Origin of the sequence: Chryseobacterium potabilaquae (assembly GCF_902728265.1) — a bacterium.
GTDB classification, from domain to species: Bacteria; Bacteroidota; Bacteroidia; order Flavobacteriales; family Weeksellaceae; genus Chryseobacterium; species Chryseobacterium potabilaquae.
The window spans coordinates 95,625-107,630 of the sequence record NZ_CACVBR010000006.1 but is presented as its reverse complement, the minus strand read 5'-3'; the positions used below and the strand labels follow the sequence as shown (position 1 = coordinate 107,630).

Here is a 12,006-nt window from a genome sequence, read left to right as displayed (position 1 = left end):
CTTTTTTTATGCTCAAAAATAAAAATAAGGGATCCAATTAAAACAAAAAAAAACACATTTTCATTAAGAAAATGTGTTTAATATGGGGTGAATGATGGGTCTCGAACCCACGACCTTCGGAACCACAATCCGACGCTCTAACCAACTGAGCTACAATCACCGTTTTGTGAGTGCAAATATAGGGAAGATTTTTTAATTACCAAACAATTCCATCAAAATTTTTCATCGCAATGAGCTTCTCAGTCGTAAATCCCTCAGCATAAGCAACTCCCGAAAGGCGTCCTAAATCCTGAGCTCGGTAGGTTAAACTCTCATAGAAGTCTTTTGTAGCAATTGGAGTGACAGGTTCTGTTGATGTAGGATCATAAAATTGTGTTTTAAAAGCCATACACGCTTCAATTTTTTGATCAAGATATTCCGAAATATCAATGACAAATTCCGGCTTTATATCCTTCCATTGAATATAATGAAAAACATGTTTAGGTCTCCATACTTCCTGACTTTCTCCTTCCACAACAGTTTCAATCTTTCTTAACCCTGCTAAAAAGCAAGCATCTGACACTAATTTCGCTCCTTTAGCATGGTCTGGATGTCTATCATCAATTGCATTAGCCAAGACGATTTCTGGCCTATATTTGCGAATCATTTTTACTATCCTCATTTGATACTCTTCAGAATTCTCTAGAAAACCATCTTTCATTCCAAGGTTTTCTCTAGCAGAAACACCTAAAATTTTTGCTGCATTCATTGCTTCAACTTTTCGTGTTTCATCGGTTCCTCTTGTACCTAATTCACCCTTTGTAAGATCAACAATAGCACATATTTTACCCTCTGAAACCAATTTAGCAATTGTTCCTCCACACCCCAACTCTACATCATCAGGATGCGCTCCAAAAGCAAGTATATCTGTTTTCATATTTTCAAAGATAAGATTAAAAACAAAACTTCCCATACACAATGAATGGGAAGTTTGAATAAATATAATTTAAATTACTATTTGTTAATTTCTGAGTTTAATTTTACAGCATCTTGATAAGTTGGATCAAGTTGCACAGATTTTGCCACATAATCTTTTGCTTTAGGCAAATCCGTATCTTTACTCATATAGGCTACTGCAAAATAAGCATACGCAAGTGTTTGTTTATTTGCTTCTTGATCAGCAGGTTTTACTGTACTAATAAATTTCTCATAGGATATTTTTGCGGCATCATTATTTCCTGCCTGTTGATAAGAATATCCCTGGCTATAGTAACCTGGAGCCCAATCAGGAAGAAGAGCTATCATTTTTTGCCATGTAAGAATTGCTCCATTCCAATTTTTAGCATCTTGATAAGCTGTTGCTAATTTAAATAACGCATCAGAATCTTGAGAATTTGCTGCTACTTGTTTTTTCAACGCTTCAATCTCCGGAGTTGTCGGCCCTGAATCAGCATCTGCTTGAGAAGCTCCTCCTCCAGATATTTTAGCTAATTCCATATCCCATTTCATAGTTTCATCCTTAGCCGCTTTAGCCATCGCAATTTTTTGTTGTGATTCAGCCATTAAAGCCGATTTTTTAGCCTCATCAGCCTCGGTTTTTGCTAAACCAGCAGCAATTAGACCTTGAAGACCCTGATCTGCAGGTTGTACTCTAGATTTATCCGCTTGTGAAACAAAAGTATCCATACTTTGTTTAGCCTCTGCATATTTTCCCTCTGAATATAACTGATAAGCTCTTAATTTGAACTTAATAGGATCTTCAACTTTATCAAATACTTTATCTAAGGTCATTTTAGAATTGGCATAGTCATCATTGGTAAAGTACAATTTTGCAATTTCCAATTGTGTATATGGATCTTCATCGGCATATTTTGTATAATTGATAAGATCTTGAGTTGCCTTCGCATTATCTTGATATCTGATGTTGTAAGCTGCCATAGCTTTATATGCCGGAGCATATGATGCATCGGTAGCAACTGCTTTCTCAATACTTGTTTTCGCTTGTTGCCATTGTTGAGCTGCCATCCACAAAGTTCCAATTCTTGTATAAACTGATGCTTTATTTTTGGCTAGTGGTAATGCTTTGTCATAAGCTGTCATTGCATCTCCAGGAATTTTCTTTAATCTATAAGCATCTCCAAGCGTATAATAGTAATTCGCCGGAACTTCTTTTTTCTGAGCTCTTTCAATCGCTTTATTCAAGTATTCAATTGCTAAATCCGGTGAACTATTTTTCTCAAATAAAGTTAAAGCTTCTGCAGCTCTGAATAATACTTCAGCATCTTTTTCTTTTGAATCAGCTACTACTTTTTGGATTTCTGCTACTGCACTTTTATCTCCTTTTCCTAATTTTACTGCAGCAAGACCTATTTTATTAAGATTGCTTTTAGCATCTGCAGCAAGACCTTTGTTAAAATTTTCTGTAGCTTTGGCGAAATCAGGTTCTCCTTGTTTCAAAAATGTATTTCCTAAATAAAAATAATTTTCAGCTGTTGGTTCTTTAGCAATCATTTGAGTGAAATTATTTTTAGCTTGCGCAAATTTATCACTGTCTATGCTGTTAATACCATCTTGTAATGTTTGTGCCGAAGCAAAGTTGGCAAAAAACACTACAGCTGCTCCAAAAGCAAACTTCTTTACATTCATAATCATTATATCTTTCATTTTTAAATTTCTAAATCGAGTATATTATACACAATTTTCAGACCAAAATAATATATTTATCTCTGGTAAATATTTAATTTAATATTTTTTAACGCATTTGGACTTCTCTCTTATAAATATTATAAGGTTGTAATCCTTCTTTTTGCACGATCATTTGTCCTAATTGGGTACACGAGTACCTAATGAAACCATTTGCAATGTTAAAATTACCTTCATTTGTTAAAAAATACAGTACCCTAGTAAACGGATATTTCATTTCTCTTAATCCATAAGAATCAGGTTGATATTGCTTCCCTTTATCTTCAATAGGTAAAATTTTAACCATATCCCTAAGTTCCTGTGATGCTCTATCATAAGGTCTACTTAATGTGTTAAGACCAATAACACCTATTTTATCCGGATACTTGGACAGTTCTTCAATAATATTTTTATTTCCAGAAATAACTGAAAACTTCAATTCTTTTGGTTGTTTTTTAAGTTTTTGAGCAACAAAGTTTAAGTTACTGGAATTAGTCCCATCAAAAATAAATTCTTTATTTTCAGATTGCATCCCTCTCGTAATTTCATCCATAGAAATATATTCTTTGGATGCATTTTTGGGTACAATAAAAATAACTGCATCCGCTGCAAATCTTGCTGGTAAGAACTTTAGATCTACTTGATCTTCATAGGTTTTAATTTCTTCTAGAGAAAGATCTCTAGACATTACTGCCAATCTCTCTTTGTCATTTATTACATCCAAAAAACCTAAATCTTCTTTTTTGGTCACTACTTTAATATGAGTATCTGGATAATTAATCATATATCCTTCCGCTAAAGCCTCAGTAACACTTTTAAATGATTCATCAGTAAGTACGGTAAGATCACCTTTGTGATAAGATGGGGACTTTTCTTCTTTTTTACACCCTATGAAAAGTATACTAAGAATAAATACTATACTCCAATTTAAGCTATTCTTCATTCCTTGAATTTTTGATTTTTGAAATAGCTCTAAAAATTCTAAATATCCCATAGATAATAAGAACTCCACCTAAAGGATAGGCAATAGCCGGCTCCAGGATAGTAAAAAAGAACTTGTAAATAATAACTACAATTCCTAATACAATATAAAACAATCCCGTAATAAGAGATAACCAGTTGAACATCATCCAACAAAAATACCAAAAAAAATAAAAAGAGAAGCATGTGCTTCTCTTTTTTAATTATTATTTAAAGATAAAAGATTATCATTCAAAATTCATAGTCAATGGTAATCTAAATCTATATCGTACGGATTGACCGTTAATTTTAGCCGGTGTCCATTTGTTTTTAATAGACTTAATCGTCCTTACTGCTTCTGAGTTAAAGTCAGAATTAGCACCGCTCGCCTTAACGTCAGTAATACTTCCATCTCTTTCTACAACGAAAGTAACTTCCGCTTTTACTGTACCCTCATCACCATTCATTGCAGATCCATCAAAGTTGCTAGATACTTTGTTTCTGAAGGCATTAATACCTCCAGGGAATTCTGCCGTTTGCTCTACTTCAGTATAGACCTGGGTATCACTTACCTGAGGCTTTACCTCAGCTGTGGAAGTTCTTGTACCTGTAGAAGGTGGTGGAGGTGGTGGCGTATATGCCGGAGCCTTAACCCCTTCTTGGTTAACCAATCCTGTCGTAGTTTCTAATTGCTTAGAAATTGGAGGTGGTGGAGTTTCAATTTTAGGAGCTTTTACAGGCTCAGGAACCACATTTTGAATAATTTCAATTTTCTCTTCCTCTTTTGGAGGTGGAGGTGGTGGTGGTGGTTCTTCCTCTTTTGGCTGTTCGATAATTTTATCTTCCTGCAGAATCTCTACAAGATCAGCTTTTACTTCCTGTTTAGGTGGCTCTGTAAGTCTTTTAATAGTAAGATAAATAAACGGAGACAATGCCAAAACTAGGAATAAAACAGTTCCAATAATAAAAGATTTTGTTAGAAGCCTTGGATACTGATGTCTAAGATCATAAGCACCATATTCCTTATTTCTATTTTCAAATACAATCTCATCTAACGTTAGATTAGGATTGTATACATTTTCATCTGCCATAGATTTTAAATTTTATGGTTAAATTACTTTGTTGCAGGCGCAGCAGGTGCTCCTGAATTCCCTACTTTCTTATCATAAATAGCTTTTTCCCAAGGCTTTAAATCGGTAACCCCGTATTGTTCAGTCTTTGTAATTGCCATTTCGTCAAGAATATCAACAAAGTTTTTATACACAGCATCATCAGTAGGCTTAATAATTACAGTAAATTTTGCTTTATCTGCAGCATTTGCCTTTGCTTGCCCAATTATTTTTCTAATCCCTTCTCTATCAAAATGAGTCTCATTCAGATTTTGATCTGTTAAAGATGTATTATCTTGTTGGTGCCAAAATATCCTATTGTCTTTACCTAATAATAAAGATATCGAATTAGAAAGTTTAATCTCAGTTGGAGGGGGTTTCGGCTGATCCTTTTTTGGTTTTGCCGGAAGCCCCAAATCCATTACATTCGGTTTACTGAATGTGGTCGTGAACATAAAGAAGGTAATCAATAGAAAACCCAAGTCCACCATCGGAGTCATATCAACTCTGGTACTCTGCTTCTTGGAACGTACCTTGCCGCCTTTGGCGCCTTTTTCCTGTACTTGTACTTCTGCCATTTCTAATTGATATTATTCATTAGGTTTACCTTCTTGTGCTGTAATCAACCAAAATTTAAGAAAATCAATATCTCTTAAACCTTCAAATAAACTTTTAACTTTCGGATACTCAGTATTTACGTCTCCTTTGATTGCTAATTTGTAATCAGGATTTACGCTTAAACTTTGTTGTACCCAATCCACTAATTGTTTATTTGTACTATCCATAGGAATCCCTGTAGGACTCTTAAAATTTTTCTGTTCCTCATCTGACAAATCAAGATAGCTTTTTAGCTGGTTCATAGGAACCCCTATCGCTTGTACTTTTTGGAATGCAGCTTTTTCTTTGTTGTCAAAAGTAATTCCATATTTTTGACCCATATTATCCAAAAGCTGTAGTCTCTCTGATGCATTTTCTACTGGCTGAAAATAAAATTTTCCTTCCGGCGTAGCATTGATAGTCATCAAACTTGCATCAGGAAGTAACTTCTCTGATATTGAAGATGGCGGTTTAATCTGCTCCACGTCAGGTTTTTTAAACTGAGTGGTCAAGATAAAGAACGTAAGTAGTAGGAATGCAACGTCACACATTGCGGTCATATCCGTAATTACCCCGTGTCTTTTAGGTTTGACTCTCGCCATTATTATTAATGATTTTTAATTAAACTTCTTGTTACGTAGTATAAATGTCTAGCTAACTAATCTTAGTTAAATTCAGCAAAAGACTGTTGGATACTCATTGCAATCTCATCGATCTTATAAGTTAATCCATCAATTTTAGAAGTAAAGAAGTTATAAAGGATAATAGCGATTGCTGAAGTACCAATACCTAAAGCAGTATTAATCAATGCTTCAGAAATACCTGTAGAAAGTGCAGCCGCATCTGGAGTACCACCACCAGAACCTAATGCAAAGAATGCTTTGATCATCCCGATTACCGTTCCTAAAAGTGCTACTAATGTTGCTACAGTACCTAATGTAGAAAGAATCATCATATTTTTCTCCAACATTGGCATTTCAAGAGTTGTAGCCTCTTCGATTGCTTTGTTAAGAGCTACCATTTTCTGCTCTTTATTTAGTGTAGAATCATGAGAAAGAGCTTTGTACGTAGTAAGACCTTCTTTCACTACATTACCTACAGAACCTTGTTGTCTGTCGCACTCTTCTAAAGCTTCATCAATTTTGTTTTGGTTTAATAGGCTTCTTACTTGTACTACGAAGTTATCTAAGTTCCCTTTCCCAGCAGCTTTGCCAAGAACGAAATATCTTTCAAAAGAGAATACAATTACCGTGATCATGAAAGTAATCAAAACTGGTACAATCACACCTCCTTTATAGATAATTCCTAAGAATGAATCCGGGTGAATATCTTTTCCTTCAACACTTGAGAAAGCGACAGATCCGCCCCCCAGTTTATCAGCATCCTTAAAATTCCCTGGACTACCTAACACGAATAAATAAATACAAACTCCTATCGCAAATAAAATAGGAATAATTACAGCTGGGTTTAAACCTCCCGCTTTTCTAGCAATTACTTGCTCATCATTTTTTGAAACATTCATTTCCATATTTAACTAAATTATATTGTTTTAAAAATTTTTACAAGGTGTAAATTAAAGGCAAAATTTATTAAAATGCAAGAGTCTTAAATAAACATTTTAGTTTTTTTTGATAAAGAAATTTTAATACGATTTATAAATTTCAATTATTTTTCCTTTTTTTGGCAATAATATCTAATTTAAAAAAAATTATTAATAATTCTAAAAATTTAACGCATCATTTTTTTAAAATTACTAATATTAATTTTTATTTAAATTACAATATTCACAATTCTGTGAGGCACTACAATGATTTTCTTGGGTGTTTTACCCTCCAAAATCTCTTGCATTTTATCACTTTTAATCACCAAATCTTCTACCTCCTGGGGTGAAAGTTGTGCAGAAAGCGAAATTTTGAATTTCATTTTCCCATTTACGCTCACCGGATATTCAATTTCATCCTCTACCAAATATTCCGCATTCAATACAGGGAACTTCTCAAATTCAATAGAAGTACTGTTCCCTAGCAAGCTCCAAATTTCTTCACAGATATGGGGAGCATATGGAGAGATGATAACGGCTAAAGGTTCTAAAATATTGCGCTTATTGCATTTTATTTTCTGTAATTCATTTATTGCTATCATAAATGAGGACACAGAGGTATTAAAAGAGAAGCTTTCTATATCCGAAACCACTTTCTTTATTAATGTATGCAAAACTTTATATTCAGCTTTTGTCGGTTCTTCGTCTGAAACCTCAAAAACATCTCCATTGAAATATAAATTCCAGAATTTTTTCAGAAAACCATACACTCCGCTTAGTCCTTGTGTATTCCAAGGCTTTGATTGCTCCAATGGACCTAAGAACATTTCATACAATCTTAACCCGTCTGCTCCATACTCTTCACAGATGTCATCAGGATTCACCACATTATATTTTGATTTAGACATCTTTTCGACTTCACGACCTGTGATATATCTGCCCTCTTCTAAAATAAATTCTGCATCTGCATAATCTGGTCTCCAAGCTTTAAATGCCTCCGTATCTAATTCATCAGACGTTCCTTTTAATAAAGAAATATCAACGGGAATTTGTTGAGCTTCAAAAACAATTTTATCACTTAAAAAGTGAATTAATTCTTGCTTTCCATTAAAATCATTTTTTTTAATTTCTAAACAAGTCTTGAAACCAAAAAAATTATTTAAACTTTGATTTAGTAAAATTGGTAATTTCCTATTTAAATTATCGATAACGATCTCCCTTAAATCATTATTTTCGAAAAATTCTTTATCTATTTTATTTTTAGGTATAAGTATTGTATTTTCAAAAATCCCGGCCAATGGCTCATAAACATTATTTTGATTTTTAATAAATGGGGCAACTCTATACACAAAAGCGCTCATTCCTAAAATCATTCCCTGATTAATCAACTTTTGGAAAGGTTCATCTTGATTGATGTATCCTCTGTCTTTTAAGAACATATTCCAGAAACGAGAATATAATAAGTGACCTGTAGCATGTTCGCTTCCTCCTATATATAGGTCAACTTGCCCCCAATAATCCGAAAGATCTTTTGCACAAAACTCTCCTTCATTAGTAGGATCCATATATCGAAGGAAATACCAAGAACTTCCCGCCCATCCAGGCATCGTAGATAGTTCTAATGGAAATACGGTCGTATCATTAATCAACTTAACATCTACTACTTTTTGATTTACCTCATCCCAAGCAAAGGTCTTTGCATTTCCTAAAGGTGGATCCCCATCTTCTGTAGGTAAATATTTTTCAACCTGAGGAAGTTCCAAAGGCAATGCAGAAGTTGGTAATGTGTAAGGCATTCCGTCCTTATAATATATAGGAACAGGCTCCCCCCAATATCGTTGTCTTGAGAAAATAGCATCACGTTGTCTGTAGTTGGTTGTTCCGTGACCAATTCCTTTGTTTTCGATTTCAGTAATTATTTTTGATTTTGCCTCATTATACTTAAGTCCATTCAAAAATTCTGAGTTTACACAAACTGAATCTTTAGAATCAAAAGATTTCTCTTGAATATCTTCATCAGTCTCTACTACTTTCTTAATTTCCAGATTAAATTTCTTTGCAAATCTGTGATCACGTTCATCATGTGCAGGAACCGCCATTACGGCTCCTGTTCCATACCCCATCAACACATAATCTGAAATATAAATAGGCATCTTATTATTGCTGAAAGGATTGATTGCATAGCTTCCTGTAAAAGCCCCTGAAACGTTTTTCACGTCAGACATTCTATCTCTTTCCGTTTTCTTTGAAGTCTCTTCAATATAATTTTCTATTTCCGCCTTTTGAGCTTCTGTAGTAATCTTCTCCACTAATGGGTTTTCCGGAGCCAATACCATAAAAGTGGCACCAAAAATTGTATCAGGTCTTGTGGTGAAGACTTCAACAATTTCATTATGACCCTCAACATCAAATCTAACCTGAGCTCCTTGAGACTTTCCTATCCAATATTCTTGAGAATCCTTTAATGGTTGTGGCCAATCTAACGTTTTTAAGCCTTGTAGTAATCTTTCAGAGTAGGCTGAGATTCTCATACTCCATTGCATCATTTTTTTCTGAAAAACAGGAAAACCTCCTCTTTCAGATTTCCCGTCCTTAACCTCATCATTTGCCAAAACAGTTCCTAAAGCAGGACACCAGTTAACTGTAGTTTCAGCTCTGTATGATAATCTGTAATTTAATAAGATATCTTCCTTATCAATCTCCGAAGCGTCATTCCATTCGTCTGCTGTGAAATTTAATTCCTCATTTTGATTAGCAAACAATCCTTCTGTTCCTTTAGCTTCAAAATGTTTGATCAACGTCTCGATAGACTCTGCTTTGTCTTTATTTTTATTATACCAAGAATGAAATAGCTGAATGAATATCCATTGTGTCCATTTATAGTAAGTAGCATCCGAAGTCCTTACTTCTCTACTCCAATCAAATGAAAATCCAACTTTTCTTAACTGTTCTTCGTATCTTATAATGTTTTGTTCAGTGGTGATCGCAGGATGCTGACCTGTTTGAATAGCATACTGTTCAGCAGGAAGACCAAAACTATCATACCCTATCGGATGAAGCACATTAAACCCCTGATGTCTTTTATATCTCGCATAAATGTCGGAAGCAATATATCCCAGTGGATGCCCCACGTGAAGCCCTGCTCCAGAAGGATATGGAAACATATCGAGTACATAAAATTTAGGTTTATCTTTAGAATTGGAAGTTTTATACGTTTGGTTATCTTTCCAATATTTCTGCCACTTTTTTTCTATCTGCTGATGATCGTAAAACACTTTATTTTGATGTTAGAGGTTAGACTTTAAATATTTAAGATTTTTCTTTTAAAAGTAAAGAAGGACAAAATTAGCGATTTTAAAAGAAATGAGAATTTAATTTTCAATTATTATAAGGAAGTATAAACTAAAAGACCCCATCTTACGATACGGTCTTTATCATTATATTGGGATACAGAGTTATTGTGTAACTCTTTTAAAAGTATACGTTTTAGAATGATATTCAGTTGGGTCTGTCGTATCTTCTATCATAAGATTGAATGTAGTATCATTAAGTGTAACGACTTTACCTTTATCCGGTTCTACTATTCCTTGATATTTTATGTTTACTTTTTTTTCACCTTTATCGTATGTATATGTAAAATTACGTTCAAAGCTTGTATCACACTGCCCCACGGTTCCACTCGCCACTTTATCTGTTCTTTTTCCTCCTGATCCTTCATTAAATACCCATCGGGATTCTTGTTGGCAAGAATTATAAGTAATGACGTCGGTTACAGGATCCTCTCCTGTTTCGACAGTCGTAAGAACTTCTTTTACGGGCATCCAAGTTCCCACAAGGGAGTATTCTACTATAGTATTGTCGTCATTGTTACAACCAGTAGCAACCCATAGTGATAAGCCTGCCAATAGCACTGCTAATTTCTTCATATATCAATTTTTTCAGACGCTAAAATTATAATTTTTTTGATTTATTTAATAGTTTTTTGTGAAAAATTATTCTAAAGTTGTTTATTTTCAAAAATTTAAATGCTTTTACCCCTAAAATCACCTTTATTTAGCAAATAGCAAATACTTATGAGGATTTCAAATTTTATTAAAAAGTTATTTTTAAAAGTTATTTTTGCAAGAAATAAGACGTCAATGCAAGACATAACGAAAAATAATTTTGATTTTATCCGTGTTCTTCTCGCTTTTATTGTTTTTGTCGGACATCTGGGAACTCTCAGTTCTTCCAAAGAATTAGCAATCTTGGAAAATAGTCCCGTAGAGATCGCCGTTTTTGGTTTTTTTATTGTAAGTGGATTTTTAATTGCTAGAAGTTACGAAAGAACCTCTAGCCTATCTCGTTATTTTAAGAAACGATTTAGTAGAATTCTTCCCGGATATCTTTTGGTTGTTTTTCTTGCGGCAAGTCTTTTAAGCTTAATCAGCTGTTTATCATTTAGTGAATATTTTAGCAATTCTCAAGTATACAAATATTTATTTTGGAACTCTCTTTTTATGAATTTCAAGGCTCCAAGTCTACCCTGTGTATTTAACAATCAAGCGGTAAACGGAGCACTCTGGACAATGAAAATAGAAATGTCTTTTTACTTTGCTATTCCTTTGATATTTTTGCTTTTTGGTAAAAATAACCGATACAGAAATATAAGTTTGATTATTTTATATTTCCTCTCATTAGTTTTTCTCAACTTCTTTGAGATGAAGGGTCAGGCCTCCATCGCCCGACAGCTTCCCGGATCCTTATGCTATTTTATAGGAGGTATGTTGGTTTACTTCAACTTTGATAAATTTATACAATATAAAAATAAGCTTATTATTATTGCATTAATTACTGTGTGGACAGATTTAATATTTCACATTAAATTTGTATCTCCTATCATGATAAGTATAATCGTTATGTATATCGTATACTCTTTCAAATTCTTGAATAATTTCGGAAAATACGGCGATTTCACTTATGGTATTTATATATTTCACTTTCCTATTATTAGAACATTTACAAGTTTAGGGTTATTTAAAGATTACAATCCTTTTCTTATGGGAATCGTATGTTTATTATTTGTTATAACAGTAGGCGTAACATCTTGGCATTTTTACGAGAAAAAATTTTTATAACCTAATTAATTGATAAAACACC

Annotated in this window: 11 protein-coding genes and 1 tRNA gene; 1 reads left to right on the top strand and 11 read right to left on the bottom strand. The window is 33.6% G+C overall.

The window, feature by feature from the left end; genetic code table 11:
• Window positions 1-83 precede the first annotated feature (83 nt).
• The 11 genes from CHRY9293_RS05470 to CHRY9293_RS05420 form a co-directional block, all read right to left on the bottom strand.
• Window positions 84-160: transfer RNA gene (locus tag CHRY9293_RS05470), tRNA-His, on the bottom strand.
• A gap of 36 nt (window positions 161-196) precedes the next feature.
• Window positions 197-916 (bottom strand): bacillithiol biosynthesis deacetylase BshB1, encoded by a 720-nt coding sequence (gene bshB1, locus CHRY9293_RS05465; RefSeq protein ID WP_162031946.1) that lies wholly within the window; start codon window positions 914-916, stop codon window positions 197-199.
• Window positions 917-993: 77 nt separating this feature from the next.
• Window positions 994-2,643: a tetratricopeptide repeat protein gene (locus tag CHRY9293_RS05460; protein WP_162031944.1), complete on the bottom strand. Its 1,650-nt coding sequence runs from the start codon at window positions 2,641-2,643 to the stop codon at window positions 994-996.
• Between the two features lie 88 nt (window positions 2,644-2,731).
• A complete protein-coding gene (locus CHRY9293_RS05455; RefSeq protein WP_162031943.1) occupies window positions 2,732-3,604 on the bottom strand; it encodes a PstS family phosphate ABC transporter substrate-binding protein in 873 nt (290 codons plus the stop codon).
• The gene (locus tag CHRY9293_RS05450; RefSeq protein WP_185153194.1) at window positions 3,594-3,791 is read right to left on the bottom strand and encodes a DUF308 domain-containing protein; all 198 of its coding nucleotides are present in this window, start codon (window positions 3,789-3,791) and stop codon (window positions 3,594-3,596) included. The genes CHRY9293_RS05455 and CHRY9293_RS05450 overlap by 11 nt, the downstream gene beginning before the upstream one ends.
• 78 nt (window positions 3,792-3,869) lie before the next feature.
• The gene (locus tag CHRY9293_RS05445) at window positions 3,870-4,712 is read right to left on the bottom strand and encodes an energy transducer TonB (protein WP_122637541.1); all 843 of its coding nucleotides are present in this window, start codon (window positions 4,710-4,712) and stop codon (window positions 3,870-3,872) included.
• Between the two features lie 23 nt (window positions 4,713-4,735).
• Window positions 4,736-5,308, bottom strand: coding sequence for an ExbD/TolR family protein (locus CHRY9293_RS05440; protein WP_122548546.1), 573 nt, complete (start codon window positions 5,306-5,308; stop codon window positions 4,736-4,738).
• Window positions 5,309-5,320: 12 nt separating this feature from the next.
• Entirely contained in the window at window positions 5,321-5,929 is a 609-nt protein-coding gene (locus tag CHRY9293_RS05435; RefSeq protein WP_122548547.1) for an ExbD/TolR family protein, read from the bottom strand.
• Window positions 5,930-5,991: 62 nt separating this feature from the next.
• The gene (locus CHRY9293_RS05430) at window positions 5,992-6,855 is read right to left on the bottom strand and encodes a MotA/TolQ/ExbB proton channel family protein (RefSeq protein ID WP_162031942.1); all 864 of its coding nucleotides are present in this window, start codon (window positions 6,853-6,855) and stop codon (window positions 5,992-5,994) included.
• A 242-nt stretch (window positions 6,856-7,097) separates the two neighbouring features.
• Window positions 7,098-10,142 (bottom strand): class I tRNA ligase family protein, encoded by a 3,045-nt coding sequence (locus CHRY9293_RS05425; RefSeq protein WP_162031941.1) that lies wholly within the window; start codon window positions 10,140-10,142, stop codon window positions 7,098-7,100.
• A gap of 180 nt (window positions 10,143-10,322) precedes the next feature.
• Window positions 10,323-10,793: a lipocalin-like domain-containing protein gene (locus CHRY9293_RS05420; protein WP_162031940.1), complete on the bottom strand. Its 471-nt coding sequence runs from the start codon at window positions 10,791-10,793 to the stop codon at window positions 10,323-10,325.
• Between the two features lie 213 nt (window positions 10,794-11,006).
• Between CHRY9293_RS05420 and CHRY9293_RS05415 the strand changes: the two genes are divergently transcribed.
• A complete protein-coding gene (locus CHRY9293_RS05415; protein WP_162031939.1) occupies window positions 11,007-11,984 on the top strand; it encodes an acyltransferase family protein in 978 nt (325 codons plus the stop codon).
• Window positions 11,985-12,006 lie beyond the last annotated feature (22 nt).

Excerpts from the sequence above, each read along its gene's own strand:
- CHRY9293_RS05460 (WP_162031944.1), bottom strand. The coding sequence starts at position 2,643 with ATGAAAGATATAATGATTATGAATGTAAAGAAGTTTGCTTTTGGAGCA.
- CHRY9293_RS05450 (WP_185153194.1), bottom strand. The coding sequence starts at position 3,791 with ATGATGTTCAACTGGTTATCTCTTATTACGGGATTGTTTTATATTGTA.
- CHRY9293_RS05430 (WP_162031942.1), bottom strand. The coding sequence starts at position 6,855 with ATGGAAATGAATGTTTCAAAAAATGATGAGCAAGTAATTGCTAGAAAA.
- CHRY9293_RS05415 (WP_162031939.1), top strand. The coding sequence starts at position 11,007 with ATGCAAGACATAACGAAAAATAATTTTGATTTTATCCGTGTTCTTCTC.
- CHRY9293_RS05445 (WP_122637541.1), bottom strand. The coding sequence starts at position 4,712 with ATGGCAGATGAAAATGTATACAATCCTAATCTAACGTTAGATGAGATT.
- CHRY9293_RS05440 (WP_122548546.1), bottom strand. The coding sequence starts at position 5,308 with ATGGCAGAAGTACAAGTACAGGAAAAAGGCGCCAAAGGCGGCAAGGTA.
- CHRY9293_RS05435 (WP_122548547.1), bottom strand. The coding sequence starts at position 5,929 with ATGGCGAGAGTCAAACCTAAAAGACACGGGGTAATTACGGATATGACC.
- bshB1 (WP_162031946.1), bottom strand. The coding sequence starts at position 916 with ATGAAAACAGATATACTTGCTTTTGGAGCGCATCCTGATGATGTAGAG.
- CHRY9293_RS05420 (WP_162031940.1), bottom strand. The coding sequence starts at position 10,793 with ATGAAGAAATTAGCAGTGCTATTGGCAGGCTTATCACTATGGGTTGCT.
- CHRY9293_RS05455 (WP_162031943.1), bottom strand. The coding sequence starts at position 3,604 with ATGAAGAATAGCTTAAATTGGAGTATAGTATTTATTCTTAGTATACTT.